The sequence below is a fragment of the Novosphingobium sp. YAF33 genome (assembly GCF_052113265.1).
Classification (GTDB): domain Bacteria; phylum Pseudomonadota; class Alphaproteobacteria; order Sphingomonadales; family Sphingomonadaceae; genus Novosphingobium.
This window is the reverse complement of sequence record NZ_JBFRCW010000005.1, coordinates 163748-188923: the sequence shown is the minus strand read 5'-3', so window position 1 is coordinate 188923 and position 25176 is coordinate 163748. Positions and strand designations below refer to the sequence as shown.

Annotated in this window: 26 protein-coding genes; 12 read left to right on the top strand and 14 right to left on the bottom strand. The window is 66.5% G+C overall.

Going from position 1 to position 25176, the window contains the following annotated elements; all coding sequences use genetic code 11:
- Positions 1–8: 8 nt before the first annotated feature.
- On the bottom strand, positions 9–1769 hold the full coding sequence (locus AB4Z00_RS11945; protein WP_442046102.1) for a putative bifunctional diguanylate cyclase/phosphodiesterase: 1761 nt from the start codon (positions 1767–1769) through the stop codon (positions 9–11).
- A 374-nt stretch (positions 1770–2143) separates the two neighbouring features.
- Between AB4Z00_RS11945 and AB4Z00_RS11940 the strand changes: the two genes are divergently transcribed.
- Together AB4Z00_RS11940 and AB4Z00_RS11935 are read left to right on the top strand one after the other, a co-directional pair.
- Complete coding sequence (locus AB4Z00_RS11940) at positions 2144–2530, top strand: hypothetical protein (RefSeq protein WP_442046101.1); 387 nt, start codon at positions 2144–2146, stop codon at positions 2528–2530.
- A 165-nt stretch (positions 2531–2695) separates the two neighbouring features.
- A complete protein-coding gene (locus tag AB4Z00_RS11935) occupies positions 2696–3340 on the top strand; it encodes an alpha/beta hydrolase (protein WP_442046100.1) in 645 nt (214 codons plus the stop codon).
- Between the two features lie 13 nt (positions 3341–3353).
- Here the strand turns inward: AB4Z00_RS11935 and AB4Z00_RS11930 are convergent, their stop codons facing one another.
- A complete protein-coding gene (locus AB4Z00_RS11930) occupies positions 3354–4907 on the bottom strand; it encodes a class I SAM-dependent methyltransferase (protein ID WP_442046099.1) in 1554 nt (517 codons plus the stop codon).
- A 141-nt stretch (positions 4908–5048) separates the two neighbouring features.
- On the bottom strand, positions 5049–5960 hold the full coding sequence (locus AB4Z00_RS11925) for a LysR family transcriptional regulator (RefSeq protein ID WP_442046098.1): 912 nt from the start codon (positions 5958–5960) through the stop codon (positions 5049–5051).
- 114 nt (positions 5961–6074) lie between these two features.
- Between AB4Z00_RS11925 and AB4Z00_RS11920 the strand changes: the two genes are divergently transcribed.
- A complete protein-coding gene (locus AB4Z00_RS11920; RefSeq protein ID WP_314466890.1) occupies positions 6075–7109 on the top strand; it encodes an aldo/keto reductase in 1035 nt (344 codons plus the stop codon).
- A 10-nt stretch (positions 7110–7119) separates the two neighbouring features.
- Positions 7120–8319: an MFS transporter gene (locus AB4Z00_RS11915; protein ID WP_442046097.1), complete on the top strand. Its 1200-nt coding sequence runs from the start codon at positions 7120–7122 to the stop codon at positions 8317–8319.
- Between the two features lie 3 nt (positions 8320–8322).
- Here the strand turns inward: AB4Z00_RS11915 and AB4Z00_RS11910 are convergent, their stop codons facing one another.
- From AB4Z00_RS11910 to AB4Z00_RS11890, 5 genes are read right to left on the bottom strand one after another with little or no spacing between them, the layout of a single operon-like run.
- Positions 8323–9036 (bottom strand): SDR family NAD(P)-dependent oxidoreductase, encoded by a 714-nt coding sequence (locus AB4Z00_RS11910; RefSeq protein ID WP_442046096.1) that lies wholly within the window; start codon positions 9034–9036, stop codon positions 8323–8325.
- Positions 9029–10243, bottom strand: a complete 1215-nt coding sequence (locus AB4Z00_RS11905) for an MFS transporter (RefSeq protein ID WP_442046095.1) — start codon at positions 10241–10243, stop codon at positions 9029–9031. The genes AB4Z00_RS11910 and AB4Z00_RS11905 overlap by 8 nt, the downstream gene beginning before the upstream one ends.
- Before the next feature lie 50 nt (positions 10244–10293).
- On the bottom strand, positions 10294–11043 hold the full coding sequence (locus AB4Z00_RS11900; protein WP_442046094.1) for an SDR family NAD(P)-dependent oxidoreductase: 750 nt from the start codon (positions 11041–11043) through the stop codon (positions 10294–10296).
- Positions 11043–11591: a cupin domain-containing protein gene (locus AB4Z00_RS11895; RefSeq protein ID WP_442046093.1), complete on the bottom strand. Its 549-nt coding sequence runs from the start codon at positions 11589–11591 to the stop codon at positions 11043–11045. Before AB4Z00_RS11895 ends, AB4Z00_RS11900 begins: the two co-directional genes overlap by 1 nt.
- Positions 11588–12532, bottom strand: a complete 945-nt coding sequence (locus tag AB4Z00_RS11890) for a fumarylacetoacetate hydrolase family protein (protein ID WP_442046092.1) — start codon at positions 12530–12532, stop codon at positions 11588–11590. Before AB4Z00_RS11890 ends, AB4Z00_RS11895 begins: the two co-directional genes overlap by 4 nt.
- Positions 12533–12718: 186 nt before the next feature.
- On the opposite strand from AB4Z00_RS11890, the gene hisD reads away from it, so the two are divergent.
- The 7 genes from hisD (at position 12719) to AB4Z00_RS11855 (ending at position 18810) form a co-directional block, all read left to right on the top strand.
- Entirely contained in the window at positions 12719–14050 is a 1332-nt protein-coding gene (hisD, locus tag AB4Z00_RS11885) for a histidinol dehydrogenase (protein WP_442046091.1), read from the top strand.
- 2 nt (positions 14051–14052) lie between these two features.
- Complete coding sequence (locus AB4Z00_RS11880) at positions 14053–14808, top strand: SDR family NAD(P)-dependent oxidoreductase (RefSeq protein ID WP_442046090.1); 756 nt, start codon at positions 14053–14055, stop codon at positions 14806–14808.
- A 25-nt stretch (positions 14809–14833) separates the two neighbouring features.
- Positions 14834–15985 carry an alpha/beta hydrolase gene (locus AB4Z00_RS11875; RefSeq protein WP_442046089.1) on the top strand — a complete coding sequence of 384 codons (1152 nt, stop codon included), beginning with the start codon at positions 14834–14836 and terminating at the stop codon, positions 15983–15985.
- Between the two features lie 48 nt (positions 15986–16033).
- Positions 16034–17062: a Rieske 2Fe-2S domain-containing protein gene (locus AB4Z00_RS11870; protein WP_442046088.1), complete on the top strand. Its 1029-nt coding sequence runs from the start codon at positions 16034–16036 to the stop codon at positions 17060–17062.
- Entirely contained in the window at positions 17055–17462 is a 408-nt protein-coding gene (locus AB4Z00_RS11865) for a VOC family protein (protein ID WP_442046087.1), read from the top strand. Before AB4Z00_RS11870 ends, AB4Z00_RS11865 begins: the two co-directional genes overlap by 8 nt.
- Complete coding sequence (locus AB4Z00_RS11860; protein ID WP_132266839.1) at positions 17459–17746, top strand: antibiotic biosynthesis monooxygenase family protein; 288 nt, start codon at positions 17459–17461, stop codon at positions 17744–17746. The genes AB4Z00_RS11865 and AB4Z00_RS11860 overlap by 4 nt, the downstream gene beginning before the upstream one ends.
- Positions 17747–17808: 62 nt before the next feature.
- Positions 17809–18810 (top strand): MBL fold metallo-hydrolase, encoded by a 1002-nt coding sequence (locus tag AB4Z00_RS11855; protein WP_442046086.1) that lies wholly within the window; start codon positions 17809–17811, stop codon positions 18808–18810.
- A 6-nt stretch (positions 18811–18816) separates the two neighbouring features.
- Here the strand turns inward: AB4Z00_RS11855 and AB4Z00_RS11850 are convergent, their stop codons facing one another.
- The 4 genes from AB4Z00_RS11850 to AB4Z00_RS11835 form a co-directional block, all read right to left on the bottom strand.
- Positions 18817–19887, bottom strand: a complete 1071-nt coding sequence (locus AB4Z00_RS11850) for a VOC family protein (protein WP_314466877.1) — start codon at positions 19885–19887, stop codon at positions 18817–18819.
- Positions 19888–19996: 109 nt separating this feature from the next.
- Positions 19997–20236 (bottom strand): hypothetical protein, encoded by a 240-nt coding sequence (locus AB4Z00_RS11845; RefSeq protein ID WP_442046085.1) that lies wholly within the window; start codon positions 20234–20236, stop codon positions 19997–19999.
- Positions 20236–21819, bottom strand: coding sequence for a phytoene desaturase family protein (locus AB4Z00_RS11840; RefSeq protein WP_442046084.1), 1584 nt, complete (start codon positions 21817–21819; stop codon positions 20236–20238). Before AB4Z00_RS11840 ends, AB4Z00_RS11845 begins: the two co-directional genes overlap by 1 nt.
- Positions 21819–22628: an SDR family NAD(P)-dependent oxidoreductase gene (locus AB4Z00_RS11835; RefSeq protein ID WP_442046083.1), complete on the bottom strand. Its 810-nt coding sequence runs from the start codon at positions 22626–22628 to the stop codon at positions 21819–21821. The genes AB4Z00_RS11840 and AB4Z00_RS11835 overlap by 1 nt, the downstream gene beginning before the upstream one ends.
- A gap of 110 nt (positions 22629–22738) precedes the next feature.
- Here AB4Z00_RS11835 and AB4Z00_RS11830 point away from each other — a divergent pair, with 110 nt between their 5' ends.
- Positions 22739–23185: a winged helix-turn-helix transcriptional regulator gene (locus AB4Z00_RS11830; RefSeq protein ID WP_442046082.1), complete on the top strand. Its 447-nt coding sequence runs from the start codon at positions 22739–22741 to the stop codon at positions 23183–23185.
- Positions 23186–23212: 27 nt separating this feature from the next.
- Here the strand turns inward: AB4Z00_RS11830 and AB4Z00_RS11825 are convergent, their stop codons facing one another.
- Entirely contained in the window at positions 23213–24217 is a 1005-nt protein-coding gene (locus tag AB4Z00_RS11825) for a LysR family transcriptional regulator (protein ID WP_442046081.1), read from the bottom strand.
- A 31-nt stretch (positions 24218–24248) separates the two neighbouring features.
- Positions 24249–25169, bottom strand: a complete 921-nt coding sequence (locus AB4Z00_RS11820; protein WP_442046080.1) for an NAD-dependent epimerase/dehydratase family protein — start codon at positions 25167–25169, stop codon at positions 24249–24251.
- Positions 25170–25176 lie beyond the last annotated feature (7 nt).

The following is a 25176-nucleotide window of genomic DNA, read 5'->3' as shown; positions in this document are numbered from 1 at the left end:
TCAGGCGGCTAGACGGTCTCCGCCAGCTTGAGCATCATCGCCCCCGCCTCCGCAGCCGGAACCGCCCGCGAATAGTGGAAACCCTGTCCCAGCAGGCAGCCGAGCGCCAGCAGCTCGCGGGCTTGGTCGGCATTCTCGATTCCTTCGGCCACCACCTTGATGCCCAGCCGCTTGGCAATGCCAATGACACCCTCGACGATGGCGGCGCTCGGGCCTCTCGAAACGAGGTCTTCCACGAAACTCCGGTCGATCTTGATAATGTCCACCGGCACCGTCATCAGATGGGTAAGCGAGGCATAGCCCGTGCCGAAATCGTCCAGCGCCAGCCGGATGCCCCGCGAACGCAGCGCCTGCATGGACTTGCGAACGATCCCCGCGTCGTCATCCATGCAGACCACTTCGGTCACTTCCACGATCACATGCTTCAGCGGGACATTCTCCCGGTCGAAGCTTTCGGCGAGCACCGCGTAGATCGTGCCGCTGTGAAAGTCGGCCGACGAGACATTGATGCCGACATGCTGGAATGCGATCCCCAGATCGAGCCAGCCACGGACGTCCCTGGCCACTTGTGAGATCACCTGCCTGGTCAGCGCCGTCGCCACGCCGGCGTCGGACGTCGCCTCATGGAAGGCGGAGGCCGACACCAGCTGGTCGCCGCTGCGCATGCGGCAAAGCGCTTCCACGCCGACGATCTCGCCGGTCTCGATCAGGACGATCGGCTGATAGAACGTCTCGATGCGGTGTTCGCGCAAGGCGACGTCGACCTCGCGAACGGCAGCGAGCCTGCGGGTGATGCGCGATCCGATCTCTTCGGAGTAGGGAACGTGGGAACCGCGGGCGGTATCCTTGGCGTGATAGAGCGCAAAGTCGGCCTTTTGCCGCACGYGCTCCGGCAGCAGGTCGCCCGGGGCCAGTTCGGCATAGCCGATGGTGGCACGCGGCACGATGGGGTTGTCCACCTGCCCGCCGGCGCGGGCCAGCGCGGCGAGGTAGCCGGCCATGGTCTCGTCCAGCGCGCGCAGGGCGGCCGGGTCCTGGACGATCACGGCGAACTCGTCCCCGCCGATACGGAACAGCGGCTCCGGCGCCGCGGCACGGGAGAGGCATTCGGCAACGAGTTGCAGCAGGCTGTCCCCAGCCTGGTGGCCGAAGGCATCATTGGTGACCTTCAGGTTGTCGAGATCGATCACCGCCAGCGCCCAGGCGCCCGGGATCTCGCAGCTCAGGCCGGAAAGCGCGGCATTGAAAGCCGCCCGGTTCGGCAAGTCCGTCAGGGCATCAGTATGGGCGCGGCGGTTATGGTCTTCCACCCGCCGTTCCCGGTCGAGCGCGATGGCGCACAAGTGGACGCATTGATCGACGATCTCCCGCTCGCTCTGGGTCGGCCCGCGTTTCTCTCCGAAGTAGAAGGCGAAAGTGGCTATCGGCTCGCGGTTCGCCCCCAGGATCGGGCTCGACCAGCAGGCGCGTATCCCGAGCGGCAGAATGAGATCGCGAAAGCCCTCCCAATGCGGATCTTCCGCAATGTCCTGGGAAAGCACCTCGGTCCCGAAATAGAGCGCGGCCCCGCAGGCCCCGATGGTCGGTCCGATTTCAACGCCGCTGACCAGATCGCAAAAGGCAGGAGGAAGCCCCGGACCCGCCAGCGGACGGAGGCATCCATCGGCATCAGCAGTCACAACGGAGCAGATTACATCCGGCGCCAAGCGATTAACTTCACGGCAAAGACGATACACCGTCTCGGATAGCGGCTGCCCCTTGGCAATCATCTCCAAAATAGTGCTTTGAAAGTCAATCACATGAGACATCCGCTGTTTTGCACGCAAGGCCACTGTATCTACGGAAACTTAATTTCCCCGTGATCGGGCATGAAGGGAAACAGCCGATCCGGTTGCTTTCCCGTTTCTGCCGCCCGCTCGGGGACGTTCTCCACCCCTTAGGAAGGGCTCCGCGCAGTCGAAGTTCCTCTGGCCGTGACAAAGTCCATCAACATTGCCGTCGCCATCCAAGTAACGTGCCACTGCGCGCGCCCGGCATCATGGCAGGATCAAGACCTTGACGAGAGGGCCAAAGCGCTACTTTAAAGGCTTCATGAAGTTGCGCGGCGCCGTTCTTCGCGGTTCCGCTTTAGGGGGTTTAATCCATGAAGTGTGTGCTGGCTTCCGGCGCGGCCGCTCTTGCCGCCTTCCTGTCGCTGCCATCTGCAGCCCAGACCTCGACCTGCTATCTTCTGGGCAATGTCTCCAGTTGCAGCGTCCGATCCGGCGGGGCCAGCGACAACCCGGCCTGGCAGCGCTATTCCGCCTTCCAGGAACTGGAGCGGCAGCGAAACGAAAACCAGCAGCGCCGGGAGGACGAGGAAAATCTCGCGCAGGCCCGCAAAGGGCAGGAACTTCGCGAGACGGTGGGCGCACTCGTGGCCGATGGAAAATGTGCCAGCGCGAAGCGTGCAGCGCTCCAGGCCGGTGACTTCGCCCTGGCCGAGCAGGCAGCTTCGCTTTGCGAGCCGCCTTCCCGCGCCGGACACTGAGCCGCCCGCCAGCGGCGGGAACCAGCGGCCGGAATTTCGCAACGCTCCGCAGGTTCTCGGCGCCGTGCCGCTTTCGGAAGGGAAATTCGCGCTTGCCGTCAGGCGAATTTCGGCCTCTCAGAGTTGCGACCAGGATCTCCCCGATCCGCCGAAAGGATATGCGCCTTGTTTGACGGCCCCCGCCTTGCCCCCCTCTCCGGCTCCAGTGCCGATGCGCTCGTGGTCCTGATCCACGGCTATGGCTCCAACGGCGATGACCTCATCGCGCTGGCGGCCGCGATGCAGCCCATGCTTCCCGGCGCGGCCTTCGTCGCGCCCAATGCCCCCTCGCAGCTGCCGCACATGGCTGCCGCCTACCAGTGGTGGCCGATCGAGACCTTCTCGATGGCCGAGCGCGCCGCGGGCGCGGCGGCGGCCGCGCCCGGGTTGGACGCCTTCATCACGGCGGAACTGGAAAAGGCCGGCCTTTCCAGCGACCGCCTGCTTCTCGTCGGCTTCAGCCAGGGGACGATGATGGCGCTTCACGTCGGCCTTCGGCGCCCCGATGCAGCAGCCGGCATCGTCGGCATTTCCGGCATGCTCGTGGCGCCGGAAAGCCTGCAGGCGGACATCCGCAGCCGCCCGCCGGTCCTGCTCATCCACGGCACCGAGGATGAAGTCGTGCCGTTCCGCTCGATGGAGATGGCCGCCACCGTCCTCACCGAAACCGGCGTGCCGGTAGAGACGCATGTCTCGCCGGGGATCGGCCACGGCGTGAGCCAGGACGGTCTCGTCGCAGCCACGAATTTCGCGCGGCGCGTCCTGACCTGACTCCGGCACCCGCTCAGGCGAGCGCGCCGAGCCCTCGCCATTTCGGCAGGTCACGCTCCAGGAATGTCCGCGCGCGGCTGCGTGCCTCGCGGCGTTCCTGGACGCCTTCGAGCGGGCTTCCGCCGCGCTGCAGCGTCCTGCCGGATCCGGCGAGCGAAAGGACCAGCCGTTCGGACAGCGCCGTCTCGTCGGCCAGATCGCCAAGCGCGAGCCAGGCATCGATGAGCATGAGGTCGGCAAAGTCGACGGGCACGGCGCCGCCGATCGCCGGCGCCGCGAGATGATCGTAAGGCATGCCGCGTACCGCTTCGCGCGCTATGGCCGCGTTGAGGCGCTGGGCGGGTGCGTGGTCCGTGCGCGGCGCCTCGATGCCCAGCGTTCCGGCATGTAGCAGCATCAGCACCAGTTGCAGCACTTCCGCCAGATCCTTGCCGCCGGCCTTCGGCAGCACCGCCAGTTCCGCCAATGTCAGCGATCGTTCCGCCAGAGCCTCGACGATCCCGGCATAGGCAGGCGGTTGCAGCGCGAGTTCGCCGAAGGGCGTGCGCACCGACAGGGTTGCCCCGGGTGCAGGGGCATCGAGCAGAAGGAAGCGGGTCTGCGCCGCCCGCTCGCCGGGCGTGGGCGTGGGCGTGGGCGTGAGCGTGGGCGTGGGAGGCGCTTCGCCGCGTCGGTAGATGTCGCGCCGATAGAACTGGTTGATGACGAAGTCCTGCACGTCCTGCCGCAGCAGCGGATCGCCCTGTGCCAGGATTGTGTCGCGCAGGGCCGAGGGCAGGAAGGCGGGCAGCAGCGCTTCGGGCAGCGTTGCCGAGCCCGCAAAGGCCAGCCCGACCCCGGCCACCTCGCGGGCGACTTGCGAATGCCACATCGGCTCCCACCCTTCGTGCAGATATTCGTGGGCCAGTTGGGCAATGTCGCGCTTGCGCAGCGAATCCAGCCTCGCGCCGAGCCCGGGCAGCAGCTGGAAGGTGGCGGCGCCCCCGCCGCGCAGCTGTTCGAACAGCGAGATCGAACGGTCCAGCACTTCCGCCACCGGCGCCGCCCCTTCTTCGTGGATAAGCCGCGCGATGTGCCGGAAGGGCATCGTCGCCAGCCAGCCGGGCTGCGCATTGTAGCCGATGTAGACCAGCGCCCCGGGCGCGCTCGCCTGCCCGATGCACTGCAGCAGCGCCTGGCGCACCGGCGCCGTGAGCCAGCTGTAGACGCCGTGGAGCGCGACATGATCGAAGCGGCCGAGCGCCTCCGGCCAGGATCGTGCCAGCTCGACGAAGTCTCCCTGGACGAATTGCACATTGGCAAGACCGGCCGATGCCGCGATCCCGTTCGCGTGGTCGACATGCTCGGCCATCAGGTCGATGCCGACGAACGCCCTGCCCGGATTGGCCGCCGCCAGCAGGCACAGCCCGATGCCCTGCCCGCACCCGAGTTCCAGAAAGCGCCCGCCCCCTGCTGCCGAAGTCTCGCCTGCTCCCGCGGCAAGATCCATCCAGGCAGGCGCCATTTCCCGGCAATAGCCGTAAGTGTAGCCTACCGAGACGTCGTAGCCATGCGTCCGGTCATCCATCTGTCGCACCCCGATCATAATTCGCCAGTGCCCGGCTTGGCACGCCAACCGTGACGGTTTGACGAAACGGACCTTGCGGGGCCCGGGGCCGATCGGCGGCCGGCCTATGGATAGCGGTCGCCTCGCGGCGCCTCGCCCGTGTCAGCGCAGGTTCGCAGCGAGAAAATCGACGAAGACGCGGATGCGCGCCGGGGTGCTGTAGCCGCCGACGAACACCGCGTGGATGAACTCCACGTCGCCGGGATTGAACGCCTCCAGAATGGGCACCAGCCGCCCGTCCGCGATCTCGCGATCCACGCTGAACCGCCCCACCCGCGCCAAGCCGACCCCCGCCGCCGCGAGCTGCCCCAGCGTCTCTCCGTTGTTGGCCTCGATGCTGCCTTTCACGGAAAGCGCGAATTCGCGCCCCTCGCGCAGGAATGGCCAGACCGGCTCGGCCCTGCGAAAGTTGAAGTTGAGACAGTTATGGCCGTGGAGATCCTCGGGCTCCTGCGGCGTGCCGTTCCGCGCGAGGTAGTCCGGCGCGGCCACGATCACCCGGCGCGTTTCGCCCAGCTTCCGCGCCGTTAGCGTGCTGTCGGCCAGCGGTCCGAACCGGATGGCGATATCCGCTTGCCCTGCCGCCACGTCGACCAGTGTGTCGGTAAGCGCAATGTCCACCAGGATATGCGGATGACGCGCTGCGAACGCGCCGAGCAAGGGCACCACGCATAGCCGTCCGTGCGAGAGTGCGGCGCTGATCCGCAAGCGCCCGCGCGGCGCGCCCTGATCGGCGATGAGCTGTTCGGCATCGTCGAGATCGGCCAGGATACGGCGCGCCATCTGGAGATAGGACTGACCTTCCGACGTCAGCGCCAGCGCCCGGGTCGAGCGCAGCAGCAGCCGCACGCCCAGCCGCGCCTCGATCCTGTCGATCGCGCGGCTGACGGCGGAAGGGCTGAGGTCCAGCAGCCGGCCGGCGCCCGAAAAGCTGCCCTGCTCCACCACCGCCACGAACAGTTCGAGCGCACGGGCCCGGTCAGTGCCGCCCGCGAGCTTGGCTTCGCTCAGCATCTTTGCGCCACAGTCAAAATTCCTTCGCGTTCGTGGGCAGTACCGCCTTCGGTATTTTGCCGCCATCTATGCGCCTGCATAGCAAATTCGCCGCTGCCGCGAGAAGGATTGTTCATGGAATATCGTCAACTCGGCTCATCCGGCCTGCGTGTCCCCGCCCTGAGCTTCGGGACCGGCACTTTCGGCGGCCAGGGTCCGCTCTTCGCCGCCTGGGGCAGCAGCGATACCGCCGAAGCGCGGCGCCTGCTCGACATCTGCCTGGAGGCCGGCGTCACGCTGTTCGACACGGCCGATGTCTATTCGAACGGCGCCTCGGAGGAAATCCTGGGCCAGGCGCTCAAGGGCCGCCGCGACGACGCTCTGATCTCCACCAAGACCGGGCTGCCCACCGGCGACGGACCGCAGGACTGGGGCGCCTCGCGCTCGCGCCTGATCGGCGCGGTGGAGGCCGCGCTGCGCCGTCTCGATACCGACCGGATCGACCTGCTGCAGCTCCATGCCTTCGATGCCCATACGCCCGCGGAAGAGCTGATGATCACGCTCGACCGGCTGATTGCCGCGGGCAAGGTCCGCTACGCCGGGGTCTCGAACTATCCCGGCTGGCAGGTGATGAAGGCACAGGCCGTCGCCGACCGCCACGGAATGCCGCGGCTGGTGGCCCACCAGGTCTATTATTCGCTGGTCGGCCGGGCCTACGAGCACGAACTCATGCCGCTCGCGGCGGACCAGGGCCTGGGCGCGCTGGTCTGGAGCCCGCTTGGCTGGGGCCGCCTCACCGGCAAGATCAGCCGCAGTCGCCCCGTACCGGCGGGGAGCCGCCTGCACGATACCGAGCAGTTCGCGCCGCCGGTCGAAACGGAGCTGCTCTACGCCGTGGTCGACGTTCTGGAAGCCATCGCCGGGGAAACCGGCAAGAGCGTGCCGCAGATCGCCCTCAACTGGCTGCTGCGCCGCCCGACCGTCTCCTCGGTCATCATCGGCGCGCGCAACGAGGAACAGCTGCGCCAGAACCTCGGCGCGGTCGGCTGGTCGCTCACTGCCGAGCAGGTCGCCCGGCTCGATGCCGCCAGCGAGGTGCTGCCGCCCTATCCCCACACCCCCTATCGCCAGCAGGAAGGGTTCGCTCGGCTGAACCCGCCGCTGGTCTGAGGACCATCCGATGAAGCTCAATCCCGGCCTTCTGGCCCTGTCCGTCGGCGCTTTCGGCATCGGCGTCACCGAATTCGCACCGATGGGCCTGCTGCCCGTCATTGCCGGAGACCTGGGCGTCTCCATCCCCGCCGCCGGGCTGCTGATCAGCGCCTATGCGCTGGGCGTGGTGCTGGGCGTGCCGGTGATGACGCTCACCACCGGACGGGTGCCGCGCCGCACGCTGCTGATCGCCCTGGCCGGGATCTTCACCCTGGGCAACCTGCTGGCAGCGGTATCCGGCAGCTACGGCATGCTTCTGGCCGCCCGCGTGCTGACCTCCTTCAACCACGGCGCCTTCTTCGGCGTCGGCTCGGTGGTCGCCGCCAGCCTGGTCCCGCCGCACCGCCAGGCCGGCGCGGTGGCCGCGATGTTCATGGGGCTGACGATCGCCAATGTCGTGGGCGTGCCCTTGGCGACCTGGGCGGGCGAGCACCTCGGCTGGCGCGCCTCGTTCTGGGGCATCGCGGCGCTGGGCGGTGTCACGATGGCGGCGCTGCGCCTGACCCTGCCTCCCTTGCCCTCTACGGACGGCGGCGATGTCGCGGCCGAACTGCGCGTCCTGATCCGCAAGCCCGTTCTCGGCGCGCTGGCCCTGACGATCGTGGGTTCCAGCGCCATGTTCACCGTGTTCACTTATATCACCCCGATCCTGCGCGAGGCGACGGGCGCCTCTCTCGGCTTCGTCACGGCGATGCTGGTGACTTACGGCCTCGGCCTGACGGTGGGCAACTGGCTGGGCGGCAAGTTCGCGGACCGTTCGGTCGATCGCACGCTGATCGTCACCCTGGCTTCGCTTGCCGCGATCCTGATCGCTTTCGCCATGACGATGACCCATGCCGCGCCTAGCGCGATCGTGATCTTCCTGTGGGGCATCGCCAGCTTCGCCCTGGTGCCGCCCCTCCAGGTGCGGGTCATGGACGCAGCCAGCGACGCGCCCAACCTGGCATCGTCCATGAACATCGGCGCCTTCAACCTGGGCAATGCGCTGGGCGCGGCGCTGGGCGGCGGCGTGATCGCTCTCGATCTGGGCTATCCTGCCGTAGCGCTGGCCGGCGCGGCAACCTCCGTCATCGGCCTGGCGGCGCTGCTCCTGACGAGCGGCCGGAGCGCGGCACGCCAGGGCGGCGAAATGGCAGCCGAATGCACCGGCGGCGCGCGGCTATCGTGAGATCTACCAAGCCGTAGCCCCCGCATCCACGGCGATGTCCGCTCCGGTGACGTAGCGCGCCTCCGGGCTCGCAAGCCAGGTCGCGGCCCAGGCGATGTCCTCCGGCTCGCCCAGCCGCTTCAGCATGTTTCCGGCCAGGACCCGGCGCCCGAAGTCGGGATCGGCCTCCAGGTGCCGGGCCGTGGCCGCCGTCCTGATGAAACCGGGCGCTATCGTATTCGCGCGAATGCCGTGCGGGGCGCCTTCCATGGCAAGTTGCCGCGTCATCGCCAGCACGCCGCCCTTGCCCGCGCAGTGCGCCAGCGCCGGGGAACCCTCCAGCGCATGGCGCGCATTGGCCGATGCGAAGTTGACGATGCTGGCCGTGCCGCTCGCCTTGAGCCAGGGCCAGGCCGCGCGGGTCGCCAGGTAGACGATGTCCAGCTCGCCCGTCAGCGTCCGTTTCCAGTCGGCATAGCTCAGGTCCTCGATCCACGAGAAGACTGCGAATGCCGCCGCGTTGACGAGGACGTCGATCCGGTCGTGCTCCGCGCCGATCCTGGCGAAGAGCGCGCTGGTGGCTGCCTCGTCGATGAGGTCGCAGGCCTCGTCCGTTCCCGAAAGGTCGACGCCGATCACCCGCGCGCCCTCCTGCCGGAAGATGCGCGCGACGCCTTCGCCTATGCCGTTCGCAGCACCGGTGACCACGGCGATCCTGCCCGCGAGACGATCAGCCATGCGCCATCGCCCCATTGCCGCCGTGCGATGCGCGCGAAGCGATCAGCGCCACGACGACCCCGCCCAGCGCGGCGAGCGACAGGACCGAAAAGGCCCCCAGCAGGCCGCCCGTGTGCCGTCCCGCAAAGGTCACCACCAGCGGGGAGAGAAACTGCCCGAACGCGAAGGCCGATTGCCAGAAGCCCGTCCCCCGGCCGCGAAATTCGAACCTGAGGATCGACATTGACCAGACCAGCAAAGTGGGCAGCAGCAGCCCCGCCCCGATCTGATTGACGAAGCATCCGGCCAGGAAGCCCGGAACGGTGCCGGACCTTGCCATCAGCATGAAGCCGATGGCCAGCAGGGCGAACTCGAGGAGCAGCAGCCGCCCCACTGCCAGCCGCGTGCCGATGCGCGAATAGATGAAGGTCCCCAGCGGCACGCCAATAGAGGCGATGGATGTCAGGAACCCCCGCTCCGCCGGACTGGCCATGCCGAGTTCGGCCAGCCCGCTGGGCGCCTGGATCTGCACCGTATAAAAGAACACCGAGCCATAGACCGTAATCGCCACGATCATCGCCATCGTCGCCCAGGGAAAACCCGCCCAGGAGCGGTTGTGCGGCGGCGCATCGGCCTCGACATCGGCGGTGCCATCGCGCGATGGCTCCCATGTGAACTTCCAGACGAGCGCAAACATGACCAGCGCCGAGGCATAGGCCCAGAACGGCGTCCGCCAGCCGCCTTCTCCCAGCACCCCGCCAAGGTTGAAGAACAGCAGCGCCGACATCGAGGCGAAGGCCGTCTGCGCAGCCAGCCACTTGTCGCGCGAGGCGCCCTTGTAATAGTCGCCGATCATCGTCGTCGAGAGCACGTAGATCAGGGCCTCGGCAATGCCCACGCCTGCGCGCGAAATCAGGATATGGGTGAGGTCGTCGAGAAACACGGGCATCACGCCGACGACCGCATAGAGCAGGAATGCCGCCAGCAGCAGCCGGCGCCGCCCGAACCAGTCTCCCAGTATCCCCGCCAGCGGACAGAGCAACGCCACGCAGAGCGAGGGCAGCGTGAGGATCATCGGCACCCAGTATTCATGACCCGGCACCGCGGCGTAGTGCGCCATCAGATCCGGGATGATCGGCGCCAGCAGCACGATGGCCATGGTCGTCAGCGTGATCGGCAGCAGCAGCGATATGCCGGTCAGCAGGCCTGGCTCGGGATGGCGTGTCATTCTCTCCCTTTCTTCGGCCGCCTGTCTCCGGGCCGATAGAAACACAATTTTCAGCTTCCGTCGGTGATGAGCGTACCGCCGTCCACGACGAGATTATGTCCGGTAACGAAAGCCCCGGCATCGGAGGCGAGGAACACGGCGGCGCCTGCCACCTCCTGCGGCGTGCCGGGTCGGCGCAGCGGCGTCATCGCCATGCGGCGGGCCATGAAAGTCTCGTCGGCCAGCAGCGGACCGGACAGTTCGGTGGCGATGAAGCCGGGCGAGATCGCGTTGACGCGCACGCCGCGCGGCCCCCACTCCACCGCCAGATTGCGCGCGAGTTGCGCAACGCCCGCCTTGGCAAGGGCATAGGCGTTGATTCGCCCATTGCCCCTCAGGCCCGAGAGGCTGGACACCAGCACCGCCGCGCCGCCGCCCTGCGCCGCGATCTGCGGCAGGGCAAGGTTGCAAAGCGCAACCTGACTGGTGAGGTTGATCGCCATGACACGCGCGTAGTCGGCCATGTCGAGATCGGCGAACGGCCCTGCCTTGCCGGTGATCCCGGCATTGCAGGCCAGCACGTCCAGCCCGCCGAACTCCGCCACGGCGCGGTCCACCAATGCGGCCAGCGCGGCATCGTCGGTCACGTCGCAAGGCTGGCCGGGCATGCCGAGTTCGGCGGCGACCCGCGCGGTATCCCCTGCATCCTCGCTGGAAATCACCACACGCGCGCCTTGGGCGATCAGCCCCTCGGCAATGGCGCGACCGATCCCGCGCGTGGAGCCGGTGACGATCGCGCTCTTGCCGGTAAGGTCGAACATCAGGCCTTACTCGCCGCCTCGTTATAGACCGGATCGACCTGCTCGGGCTTGGCCTCATCCAGCGGCACGCCGTCATGGAGGTACGCAGGCGCTTCGATCAGGATGAAGGCGATGCGGCAGACTTCTTCGGTGGTGTTGCGCCACAGATGGTTGGTGCCGCGCTGGACGATGATCCCACCTTCGCGCACGGTTTTCTTGCGGCCGTCTTCCAGTTCCAGTTCGATCTCGCCCTTCAGCACGATGCCATAGTCGATCGAGTTGGTGCGGTGCATCGGGCTCTGCTTGCCTGGCAGCATGTCCACAACGCGGATCACCGAGCCGCCCTCCAGCGTCGTGCCGGTGGGGCGTTCGCGGCCCTCGGTCTCGTCATTGTTATCGGCGGGGACGGTGGCGGTGGTCCAGATCGTCAGGAACGAGGCATCGCCAGAGGGCACCATCCTGGTCGGCGTCACATCTTCGGAGCGGAACACGGCACGGCCATTCTCGTCATGTCCGGTGACGACGCGCTGGACCGGCGGCAGACCGGAATCGGAAAGAACCTCGCTCATGCCTTCACAACCTTCTGTTCGATCACGCCGAACGGCGCGCGGCCGTCGGCAAGAGTTCCCTGCATGCGCACACTGTCGCCAAAGCGCATGAATTCGGTCTTCGGCTCACCGAAATCGACCAGTTCGATCCCGCGCCGCTCGGCAATGCAGGAGGAACCGATTTCGCGGTAATTCTCGTTGGAGACGGTACCGGATCCGATCACCGTGCCCGCCACCAGATCGCGCGTGGCGCAGGCATGGGCGACAAGCTCATGAAAGCCATGGCCCATCGGCTCGCCATTGGCGGCGCCGAAGCGCTTGCCGTTCCAGTCCACCAGCAGGTCCATGCAGACGCGGCCGCCGCGCCACTGGTCGCCCAGTTCCTCCGGCGTGACCGCGAAGGGCGCCATCGAGCACGGCGGCTTGGCCTGCACCCAGCCGAAGCCGGTCTTCATCTCCGGCCCGGCCAGCTTCCTTAGCGACCAGTCGTTGATCTGCACGATCAGGCGAATGTGTTTCAGGCAGTCGTCAGCCGAAGTGCCCATCGGCACGGCATCGACGATCACGCCGAACTCGCCCTCGAAATCGATACCGTTCTCTTCGGTGAGGTAGCGCACGTCCTCGACAGGACCGTAGAACTTGTCGGACGTGCCCTGATACATCAGCGGCTTGCCGGTCTTCACCGGCACCACGCCCAGCGCTTTGTCCATCAGTTCCCCGTGGCAGGCGAAAGCCGAACCATCGAGCCACTGCCACGCCCGCGGCAGCGGCGCGCGCAGCAGCGCAGCGTCGAGCGCTTCGGGAAATTCGGAAATCTCGGCCAGCACGGGCGCGACGAAAGCCCAGCTTTCCATCGCCTGTTGCAGCGTATCCACCGGCGCGTGGGCATAACGATCGCCCTCGGGCGAAACGACGACGAGGCGCCCGTCCGGGGTGCCGTCATCGAGAGTGGCGAGGCGCATTGTTCCTTGTTCTCCCAAGAATGCCGTGTCGAAAGCTTTTTGCTTGAGAACCGGGCTAGCGAAGCCCCCTTGCGGCAACAACGGCATAGGATCGATAGCAAGGCATCGATAACATGCGATGGTCCCCGCTCGCTCCCCGGCGCTAGGTCCGATGAAAATCACGTCACACCGGATCGGGAGAATATCATGGCCATCTGGCTGAAGCGCGGCGCCACTGCCGAGGCAAAGGCAGACGCAGACCGCAAGGTCCGCGACATCGTCGAGGCGGCGCTCGCCGATATCGAGAAGCGCGGCGACGAAGCGGTGCGCGACATGTCGATCAAGTTCGACGGCTGGGACCGCGACGACTATCGCCTCAGCCAGGCCGAAATCGACGCCTGCGTCGACAGCCTGACCCCGCAGGAGCGCAAGGACATCGAGTTCGCGCAGGCGCAAGTGAAGAACTTCGCCCAGATCCAGCGCGATTCGATGAAGGACGTAGAGGTCGAGACGCTGCCCGGCGTGGTGCTGGGGCACAAGAACATCCCGCTGGGTTCAGCAGGCTGCTACGTGCCCGGTGGCAAGTATCCGCTGCTCGCTTCCGCCCACATGTCGGTGATCACCGCCAAGGTCGCGGGCGTGAAGCGCGTCATCACTTGCGCCCCGCCGTTTCAGGGCCAGCCGGCACGCGCCATCGTCGCCGCGCAGGCCATGGCCGGGGCCGATGCGATCTATGCGCTGGGCGGTATTCAGGCGGTGGGCGCCATGGCGATCGGCACGCAGAGCATCGATCCGGTCGACATCCTGGTCGGCCCCGGCAACGCCTTCGTCGCCGAGGCCAAGCGCCAGCTTTTCGGCCGCGTCGGCATCGACCTGTTCGCGGGACCGACCGAAACCCTCATCATCGCGGACGAGATCGGCTGCGATCCTGAAATCGCCGCCACCGATATCCTCGGGCAAGTCGAGCACGGCCCGGACAGCCCCGGCGTGCTGCTGACCAATTCCGAGAAGTTCGCCCGCGCGACCATGGCCGAGATCGACCGCCTGCTCCAGATCCTCCCCACCGCCGACCATGCCCGCAAGGCGTGGGAGACGTTCGGCGAAGTGATCGTGGCCGACAGCTACGAGGAGATGGTCAAGGTCGCCGACGAGATCGCCAGCGAGCATGTGCAGGTGATGACCGCCGATCCGGATTACTTCCTGAACAACATGACCAACTACGGCGCGCTGTTCCTGGGCAACCGCACCAATGTCAGCTTCGGCGACAAGGTGATCGGCACCAACCACACGCTGCCCACGAAGAAGTCGGCGCGCTACACGGGCGGTCTGTGGGTCGGAAAGTTCCTGAAGACCTGCACCTACCAGCGCGTCACCACCGATGAGGCTTCGGCGCTGATCGGCGAATACTGCTCGCGCCTCTGTGCGCTGGAAGGCTTCGCTGGGCATGGCGAACAGGCCAACATCCGCGTACGCCGCTTCGGCGGCCGCAAGGTACCCTATGCCGGGCAGGCCGAGCCGACGCCCGAAACGGCGGCCTGACCGTGAGCCTGCCGAAGACGCCGAGCCTGCGCCTTGACGGGCGACGGGCTGTGGTGACCGGAGCGGGCCGGGGCATCGGCCTCGGCGCCGCCGCTGCGCTGGCCGGGGCGGGTGCCGAAGTCACGCTCGTCGCCCGCACCTCGGCCGAGATCGAGGACGCTGCCGCCGAAATCGGCAATGGCGCGGAGGCCGCGACGCTCGATGTCTCGGACCTCGATGCCGTTTCCGCGTTCTTCGCAGACCGCGCTCCGTTTCACGTGCTCGTCAACAATGCCGGCACCAACCGACCAAAGCCGATGTGGGAGGTCAGCAAGGACGATTACGACGCCGTGCTCGACCTCAATCTCAAGTCCGCCTTCTTCGTGGCCCAGTCCTGCGTGAAGCGGATGCTCGCCACCGACACCAAGGGCAGCCTGATCCACATGGGCAGCCAGATGGGCCATGTCGGCGGGCCGAACCGCTCACTCTACTGCGCCAGCAAATGGGCGCTGGAAGGCATGAACAAGGCCATGGCGCTGGACCTTGCCCCCCACGGCATCCGTTCCAACACCATCGCTCCGACTTTCATCGAGACCCCGCTGACCAAGCCGTTTTTCGAAGACGAAGCGTTCAAGGCCAGCGTCCTTTCCAAGATCAAGCTGGGCCGCATCGGCCAGGTGGAGGATCTGATGGGCGCGGTGCTGTTCCTCGCCTCCGACGCTTCCGCGCTCATGACCGGCACCAGCCTTATCGTCGATGGCGGCTGGACTGCCGAATAATCATCTCAAAATCGCAGGATAGATCATGTTCGAACCGTTTCCCGGAAACTACGTCTGGAACCTCGCCACCAACCTCGCGCTCGCCTGCGGCGGCAATTATGGCGAGATCGATGAGGCCAACCGCCCGATCATGGAAGCCAGCAAGGCCGGCGCCGATGCCGGCTCCGCGCAGATGTTCGATAGCTGGATCGCCGTCGCCGATCAGGTCTGCGCCAATGCCGAGGCCGACGAGGCGGCTGGCTATTTGCTCTCCGCCGGCACCAAGTACCTGCGCGCCTCGGGCTACTACCTCGCTGCCGAGCGCATGCAGAGCCGCGACTATGCCCCGCGCTGGGCGGCCTATGACAAGGGGCTGGAACTCTTCCACAAGGGCGCCAAGCTGCGCGGACTGCACATCGACAAGGTGGAAATCCCATACGAGGACGGCGCCTATACCGGCATCTTCGTCCACGACGGCTCCGGCACGCCGCGCCCCACGCTGGTTTCGGTCAACGGGCTCGATTCAATGAAGGAGCAGGTCTGCATGGCGGGCCACGGCCAGTCGAATCTGGAGCGGGGCATGAACACCCTGTTCGTAGACCAGCCCGGCACTGGCGAGGCGATCCGCAAGCGCGACCTTCCGGCCGTATTCGACGGCGAACGCTGGGGCACGCCCGCGCTCGAATACCTGCTGACGCGCGATGACGTGATCCATGACCGGATCGGCATTTTCGGCCTCTCCTTCGGCGGCTACCACGCCCCGCGCATCGCCGCCAACGAGCCGCGCTATGCGCTCTGCGCGGTGATGGGCGCCAACCACGTCTGGGGCCGCCGCCAGCGCGAACGCCTCGCCAATGAGGGCGAGAACCCGGTGCCGCACTACTGGGATCACGTCATGTGGGTGTTCGGCATCGAAGACCGCGACGCTTTCCTCGAATATGCCGACCAGATCACGCTGGACGGTCAGGTGGAGAAGATCCGCGTCCCCTTCCTGATCACCCATGGCGAGAACGATCGCCAGATCCCCGCCTTCAACGCCCAGCTCAGCTACGATCAGGCCGTGAACAGCCCCAAGCGCACGCTGCGCGTCTTCACCAAGAAGGATTTCGAAGTGGAGCACTGCGGCGCCGACAACGGCACCGGCATGCGCGACTACATCGCCGACTGGTGCGCCGAGACTTTCGCGGAAATGGGCTGACCCGTCCGGCCTGAACAACGATAAAAGAGGACTGGGGAGAGGCCACGAATGGAACGATATCTGCGCAATTGCTGGTACATGGCAGGCTGGTCCGACGAACTAGGCGAAACCGGCCTGTCCCGCCGTATCCTTGACCGGCCGGTCTATCTTTACCGGCTGGAAGACGGTTCGCCGGCCGCCCTGCTGGATCGTTGCCCGCACCGCTTCGCGCCGCTGTCGAAGGGATCGCGCGAGGGGGATGTGGTGGTCTGCGGCTATCACGGCCTTGCCTTCGCACCGGACGGGCACTGCGTACGCAATCCCTTTGCCGACCGCATCCCGGCGGGATCGACGATACCGCGCTTCGCCGCCGCCGAACGCGACGGCATCGTCTGGCTCTGGGGCGGCGATCCGGACACGGCGGATGCAGCGCTGATCCCCGACTTCTCCTTCGTGCCCGATACCCCGTACAGCCGCACCGTACGCGGCTACACGCTGATGAAGGCGAATTACGAATACGGCACCGACAACCTGCTGGACCTCTCCCACATCGAGTTCGTCCACAAGGGCACCTTTGCCGGGCAAGGCGTGATCTTCGCCGGCAAGCACGCGGTGGAGGTTGAGGATCGCACGCTCCATTCCAACTGGTGGATGCCCGATATCCCGCCGCCCTCCGTCGCGCGGCCGCATTTCCCGGCCGATGCGAAAGTCGATCACTGGCTGGACATGCGCTGGAACGCACCCGCCGCGATGCGGCTCACGGTCGGCGTCTGTCCGCATGGCACAGGGCGGGAGAGCGGCTTCGAAGTGCCGCAGGCGCATATTTTGACACCGGCAAGCGAGCACGAAACCCACTATTTCTGGTCCTCCACCCGCTACGACGATCTCGATTCCGAAGAGACCGACGCTGCGCTTCGCGCTCTGTTCGGAGAGGCTTTCGACCTGGAGGACAAACCAATGATCGAGGCGGCCTATGAGAACGTGAAGGGCCGCGATTTCTGGAGCGAAAAACCACTCTCGCTGGGCATCGACCAGGGCGCCACCCGCGCGCGGCGGCTGCTGGAACGCTTCATTGCGCAAGAGAAGAACGATGGCTGAATTCACTTTCCACCACGGCGGCGTCTCGGTCCCCAGCCTTGACGAAGCGATCGACTGGTACGGCCGCGTGCTGGGGTTCGAGGTCGAGAAGACGTTCTATATCGAGGCGGCAAAGTCCCGCACTGCGATGGTCCGTAAGGGCCGGCTGCGGTTCGAGATCTTCGAGGTGGAAGGCGCCGCCCCCCTCCCCGAAGACCGCCGCTTCCCGCCGCGCGATCTCAAGACGCACGGCAACAAGCACGTCGCCTTCCGGGTGGAAGACCTCGAAGCATTCCTGACGGAGATGGAAGAGAAGCAGGCCGACATCGCCTTCGTCGTGCGCGAAGCTTTCGGCAAGGGTTGCTTCATCCGCGACTGTGCGGGCAATCTGATCGAATTCGTCGAGGAGCCGAACCTGTGATCCACGAGATAGCCACTCTGACCATCGACCCTGCCCGCGCCGCCGAATTCGAGGCTGCCGTGGCAGAAGCCCGGCCGCATTTCGAAGCGGCAAAGGGGTACGTCTCCTTCGCGCTCCATCGCTCGGTGGAGAATCCCGAACGCTATCACCTCGTCGTCGGCTGGGAGAGCGTGGAGGCCCACATGGTCGACTTTCGCGAGTCCGAAGGTTTCCAGGCCTGGCGCGCGCTGGCGGGGCCGTTTTTCGTGGGCACACCTTCGGTCGAGCACTTCGCGTTGATTTAACGCGGTTCTGCCCTCGCACTTCCGCAGGCCGTTCCTACATGGCGTGCGGAGGTCGCCCCCACATGCCAGATCGCAATCGCTACTATACCGGACCCGTCACCGACCATTTCGACGGAACGCGCTTTCTCAATCCTGCCGGTGAGCCGGAAACCGACCGTTCCTTCGGCGATATCCTGCGCTGGCGCCGTACCGCGCCCGCCACGAAATGGCCCAAGACGATAGCCGTTACCCCCGTCGTTCCCGAAAGCCGGGTGGAGGGCCTGCGCGTCACCATGGTGGGCCATGCCACGCTGCTGATCCAGGTCGGCGGACTGAATATCCTCACTGACCCCGTCTGGTCCGACCGCGCGAGCCCGGTCCAGTTCGCCGGGCCGAAGCGGGTGACGGCGCCGGGTATCCGCATCGAGGACTTGCCGCCGATCGATGCGGTCCTGCTTTCGCACAACCATTACGACCACCTCGACATCCCGACGCTCAAGGCCCTCCATGCCCGGCACGCGCCGCTGATCGTCACGCCCCTGGGCAACGACAGTACCATCCTGCGCCACATTCCCAAAGCGCGGGTATCGGCCGGCGACTGGGGCGACGCCTTCGACATCGCCCCCGGCGCACGGGCGCATATCGTCCCTGCCCTGCACTGGTCGTCACGCGGGATGGGCGACCGGCGGATGGCGCTGTGGGGCGGCTTCATGCTGCGCGTGGGGGAGCGGTTGATCTACTTCGCGGGCGATACCGGATACGGCACCGGCAATATCTTCCGCCGCCTGCACGAGGAGTTCGGCCCGCCCGATCTCGCCCTGCTGCCGATCGGCGCCTATGACCCGCGCTGGTTCATGGCCGCGCAGCACACCGACCCGGAAGAGGCGATCCAGATCATGCGCGACCTTGGCGCCCGCGCTGCCGTGGCCATGCACTGGGGCACCTTCAAGCTGACCGACGAGCCCCGCGAAGACCCCGCGCTGCGGCTGCGCGCGGGGCTGGTGGAACGCGGGATCGACCCGGCCGCATTCGTCCCGCTGCTACCGGGCGAATGGGCCGCGTTCGATCCGCTTTCAGCCTTGTGAACGCCGTCAGAGGGCGTGCTCATCGTCCTCGGTCAACTCGCTCAGTTTGCCTTCTATCGGGCGCTTGCCGGGCCTGTCCTTGCGAAACGGTTCGAAGCTGGCGCGGTCGGCGTCGAAAGCCATGTCCCAGGGAATGTTATCGCCCCTGAAGATCGGCGGCGCATTGTTCGACCAGAGCAGCGAACCGAACCGGAAGTCCCAGGCCCGCGGCACCCAGTTGTCGTCGAGATAGTCGGTATCGGCGTGATACTCGGCCTCGCCCGCCTTGCCGGGCATGTCGCAGTAATAGTAGATCGCGCTGGAAATGCGGTGGCGGGAGATACCGCCCGAGCTGTTCATGCTCTCGTTCTTCCAGCCCTTTCGCTCCATGATGTTGGCGCCCAGCATCACTTCGTCGATATCGTCCATGCCGAAGGCGATGTGCATGAACTTGAAGTGGTCCGGTGCGATGGGCAGGTCGCAGTTCACCCAGAAGATCGAGTGATGCTCGTAAGTCCCCCCGGCCCGCGCGAAGATGCCCGATCCCTTCGAATGATCGACGTAGCGGAAGCCGAAATGGCGTTCGTAGAATTCGAAGCTGCCGACATAGTCGGGCGAGAAGAACACGACATGGTTGATCGTCTTGGGAACCGCCTTGCTGCGCCAGATGCGGTGCTGATTGAAGCGCGGATAGCTGGCGGGGGTATTGACCGGGCTGGCTTCCGAATGGAACGCGCGCTTGTTCCAGACCCGCAGCGCCAGCGGCTGGCCGTCCGGGCAGACGGCATGGACGGTGCCGTCCGCATCCCGCGTCACCGGGACTTCCGCCGCCAGGCTCGCCGCGATCGTCTGGAGATTTTCGGCGGTATCGACGCCCCAGACGGTCTCCTTGAGGCCGTCCCCCGGAAAGGGATCCGGACTCGGCAAGCGGGCATCGCCGTGACGCAGGACGATAACCCGGCTGCCCGAGGCCAGGCGGAACACCGCTTCGTCCGCGCTGGCGCTTTCCAGCGGCAGGCCAAAATCGGTCCAGAACCGCGTGTGCTCCGCGACGTCCGCGACGCCGAACAGGACGCTCTCAACTCCCAGAATGCTCATGCTTGTTTCTATCCCGGCTGCTTGAGCCTTCCTTATGGAGGCCGCGGGCCGCGCCGAAAAACGCATGGAATGGGATCGGTGCTATCGAGCGGGCCGATGCGGCCAGCCTTCACCGGCTCCTGCGGAACAGCAGACTGACGATGAACAGGATCGTCCGCGCATCGAGCAGCTTCAGCGCGGCGCGCGCCTCCTCGGGCGTCACTTTCGCCACCATCGGCATGGCCCCGAAAATCTTTCCGCGAATGACGAGGTTCTCCCCGTCCCGCTCGATCCGGCGCACCGCCATCAGTTCCTTGTCCTGCGCGTCGAGGATGCGCATGACCGGCGCTTTCTTCTTGGCATCGGCCATCACACCCGCTCCCCGCAGACCTTGTCGAATTCGATATCGAGATCGTCCATCATCTGGATCGCCGTCGCCCGGCCCGCGCCGAACACGCCGCCGCCCGGGTGCATGAACGGCCCGACGAGGTAGAGTCCGTCGATCTGCGGCACCCGGAACGAGCCGAGATCCGGCGTCGGACGGTGGCCCACCGACTGGTAGAAGAACGGCGCGCAGCCGTGGATATCGCCCTTCAGGAAGCTGGCCGGGCTGTCCCGCTCATGGTCGACGGGGGAGCGGATCAGGCGGCCGGTGATGTTGTCGTCATCAAGGTTCGCGTAGAACTTGCGGTACTGCGCCAGCGCCTTGTCCGCGATCTCTTCCTTGCGTTCGTCCCACGATGCCGGGCCGCCGGGCCAGAGGTCGTAAGGCGCGAAGTTCACGCCGTAGAACACGCCCGCGCCTTCCGGCGCGCGGCTGGGATCGAAGATCGTGTTGTCCCCGCCCGCGATCAGCCGTTCGGACACTTCGCCGCGCCGCAACTTGTCGTACTCCAGCAGCATGTCGCGCATGGTGTAGAAGTCCATCAGCTCGGTCATCATGGCATTGGTTTCATTGCCGACCTTGAGCCTGAGGCGCTCCTTCAAGGTCAGGTGCGTGAGGTTGATCGAGAAAGTGGACTGCGTCACCCGCTCCGCCCGCTCAAGCACTGGTTCGGGCGTTTCGGCCACGAACTTGCGCAGGACGTGCGGGTGGATCGCGCCGATCACGCCGTCCTTCGCCATGAAAGTCTCGCCGTCGATCAGTTCGAGGCCCGTGGCTTTGCCACCAGAGACGATCACCCGGCGCACTTCGGCATTACAGCGCACTTCGCCGCCGAAATGCTCGATCGCGCGGACCAGCGCGTGGCTCAGCTGGCCGGAACCGCCCTTGGGCATCGAACAGCCATAGGCGTGGATGATCCCCGGCATCAGGAAGGCGCCCATGCCGGTGCCCAGTTCGTCGGGCATCTGCAGGTTCTCGGTGACCATGCGGACGATGTGAAGGCGCAGCAGGTCGCTTTCGAAATACTGGTTCACCACATCGAGCGCGGAACGCTGCATGACGTTGAGCAGGAAGCGCCCTTCGTCCGACTGGTCCATCATCGCCACGAAAGCGCCCATCGGGAACGGCGGGGCATAGAGGCCGGACATGAACATCGGCAGCGCCGCCATCGAGGCGGTGGCGAATTTGCGATAGGCCTCTGCATCGCGGGGTGAGAACATGGCGATTTCCTCGCATGTGCGGTCCAGATCGCGCCAGGATCGCACCATCGTCCCGTCTTCCCAGATCGAGGCGTGGGGCAGTTCGGGGTAGATGTATTCCAGGCCGAACTTGCCCAGCAGGCCCAGTTCGTCCTCACGCAGCATCGGGTTGCCCTGGATCATGATGTGCACGTTGGAGTGCTCGTCATGCCAGAAGCCGGGCTGGATCAGTTCGCGCGTGGAAACGCCCCCGCCGTAGTGGGGCTTACGCTCCAGCACGATCACCTTCTTGCCCGCCTTGGCCATGTAGGCGGCGGCGACGAGGCCGTTGTGGCCCCCACCCATGACGACGATGTCGTACTGGCTCATCACTGTTCTCCCGAAAAGAAGGCCCGGAACTGTGCGATTCCGGGAACGTGGCTGGCGCAGCCGCCATCGGCGACGAGCACTTGCCCGGTAATATTGCGTGCCGCGTCGGAGGCGAGGAAGGCCACTGCCTCGGCAATGTCCTCCGGCTCGCCAAGGCGATCGCGCAGGGTTTCGTCCTCCACCGCCTGGCGCAGCACGGGCGGGAAGGCTTCGCGCAGGGCCGGGGTCATGGTCATGCCGGGGGCGACCGCGTTGCAGCGCACGCCGTGGAGACCGTGGCTTGCGGCGATGGCGCGGGTCATCTGGATCACCGCCGCCTTGGAAGAGGAATAGGCCGCCTGAATCAGGTGGCCCTGCAGCGCCAGGTTGCTGACGGTGTTGACGATATTGCCGCGCGTCTCGCGCAAGTGCGGCAGGGCGGCGCGGCAGGCGATCATCGTGCCGCGCACGTTGACCGCATAAGTCCGGTCCCAGAGCGCGGTGGCCATGTGCTCCACGTCGCCGTCGTTCCGGGCGATGTCGGGGCCGAGCAGCGCGGCGTTGTTGTGCAGCACGTCCAGCCGGCCGAAGTGGGCCACGGTGCCGGCGATCATCGCCTCGATCGAGGCTTCCTGCTCCAGATCGAGAGGCACCGCAATGGCACCGGGCAGTTCCCCGGCGAGCGCCGCCGCGGCCTCTTCCGCAATGTCCGCGATGACGACCCGTGCGCCGCGCGCCGCCATCAGCCGCGCTGTCGCCGAGCCGATCCCTCCTGCCCCGCCGGTGACGACGGCCACTTTCCCGTCGAGGCGGATGGCGTCGATGGCCATGTTTCTCTCCCGTTTGCGAGCCAGCGATTGACCCTGTCCTCACTGGTCATAAAGTGGCCTTCGATGGTGAGAAGACGGCACTTTTTTGTACCCTCGGGCGGAGCGGCGCGATGATGGCAGAGCCGGAGGACGACCTGCCAGCCCGGCCAGGCATCGTCGCGCTGGCGGCCGACATGGCGGCGCATGGCACCGCCCGCGATGCGCCGGTGCGCAATGTCATGGGGGCGCTGGGAGACCGCTGGACCACGCTGGTGCTGCTGGTGCTGACCACCGGGCCATGCCGCCATGCCGCGCTGCGCCGGTTGCTGTCGGACTTGTCCAACGAAGGCGACGTTTCGCAGCGTGTGCTGACGCTGAAGCTGCGCGCCCTGGAACGCGACGGCTTCGTGGAGCGGAGCATCAGTGCGGACGTACCGCCGCGCGTCAGCTATGCCCTCACCCCGCTGGGGAGGGCGCTGGCCCTGCAGGCGCGGGCGATGATCGACTGGGTCAATGCCAACGAAGGTTCCATCCTTGCCGCGCGCGTCGCTTTCGACGCGCGCGAGGCGGAGGACTAGGCCGGCACCGCCGTGACCGCAGGCCGCTCAGCGCGGCGGCTGAGGGTGGTTCATCCGATACTCGACTTCCAGCGCGTCGCGGTCGATCCGCTGCGCGGCGAACGCCACGACATTGCCGGGTTCGTCGACCTTGCGCGCGGCGATGAGCTGGAGGCGCTCGACGATCCAGCGCAGGGCGCGGTCATTGCTGTTGGACAAGTGCCACTGCAGAGCCTCGCGGATCGGCGGGAAATCGAACGGGATCTCCCGCATGATGAGAGGCATGTTCTGCACCACCTGCTCGGCCAGGCGCCGGTGGATCGTGGCGATCCGGTTGGTATTGATCACCAGGCCCGAGATCGAGAGGAACGTCGGCGCCACCACCTCGACGCGCCGCTGCTGCTTCTGGCGGCGCACGAACCAGTCGTCGAAGGCGGGGACCCGCGCCTTGCCGAACCGCGCCGTGACGTGGCCGAGTTCGAAGTAGACCTCCTTGGTCATCGGCCCCTGCATCGCCGGATTGCCCTCCCAGCCGACCACGACATAGTCGTCTTCGAACAGGATCAGGCTGGGGTGATCGGCGGAAATCGCGTAGTCGATGGTCAGCAGGAGATCGATGTAGCCGCGTTCGAGCGCCTCGATCGGAAAGTCATTCATCGGCTGGATCTCGAAGCGCATCTGCGGGGCATCGCGCTCGAATTCCGACAGCGCCTCGGCCAGCAGGACCTGCGTGGAATAGTCGGAGGCCATGATCCGCACTTGCCGGTCGGCGGTCATGGGATCGAAGGCCGGGGCGACCGAGATGGTCGTGCGGATCTGCTCCAGCACCGCGCGGACCGGTTCGATCAGTTCCTCGGCGCGGGTGGTGAGGATCATGTTGCGGCCTTTCACCACCAGCAGATCGTCTGCGAAATACTCGCGCAGGCGGCCCAGCGCGCTGGAGGTTGCCGATTGCGAGAGGCAGAGCCGGTCCGCCGCGAGCGAGACGCTCTTCTCACTCAGCAGCGCATCGAGCGCGACCAGCAGGTTGAGGTCCAGTCTTCCAAAACGCATTGCCATCTCCCGCTCCCCGTTTCGCTAGTGGTTATTCCAAAGTCGAAAGGGCGCTGGCGACGAGACTAGCAGCATCGCCGTCATGCGCGAAGCCCGCATGATCCGCCGCCGGCGTGGCAAGCGGGGGCTGCGCGGCAAAGGCGGCCTCCAGCGCAGCGTCAGGCTCGTAGCGCACGAGATCGGCGGAGACGCCGCACTGGCGCGCGATCTCGGCGGCAAGCTCACCCATCGTCAGGCGCAGCGCCGGCAGCGTCACCGCGCGGGTCGGTGGCAGCAGCGCGGTATCGAGCGTCAGGGCGTGTACGAAGTTTCGCGCCGCGCATTCCAGCGATTCCGCCCAGATCGTGCCCGCGGCCGAGACCGGACACGTGAAGGGCTCGCCCGCCTTCAGCGCATGGAACAGGTTCGACATGAAAGCCGATTTCATGCCCGACGGCCCTTTCGGCCGCGCGAGGATGCCGGGCAGGCGCACCGTCACGCCGTCGATCAGCCCGCGGTTGGAGAACATCGCCACGGCATGCTCCATCATCGCCTTGTGCCCGCCGTAGATCATCCTGGGCGAAAGCGGGGTCCCGTCGTCGACATGCGCCGGCAGCGGATCGCCATAGACCGCGATCGAACTGGCATAGGCGACCCGCAAGCCCGGCGTGCGCGCGCTTGCCTCCAGCAGCAGGTCGTACATGGCATCGACGTTGATCCGGCGAGAAGCCAGAGGATCGGCCTCCGCCGCACCGCCCGGCACGGTCGCGAGGTGGACGAGCGCATCGCAGCCCTCGGCCAGAGCTTGCGCCCGCACGGCGGCATCGCCCAGATCGCCTTCCACCGCCTGCGCGCCGGCCGGAATGGCCCCTGCATGGCTGTCGATCCCCACGACCGCGTGGCCCGCATCCAGCAGGCGGCGGACCAGTTGCCGGCCGACGAAACCGCCGGCGCCGGTGACGAGCACTTTCACGTTCTTC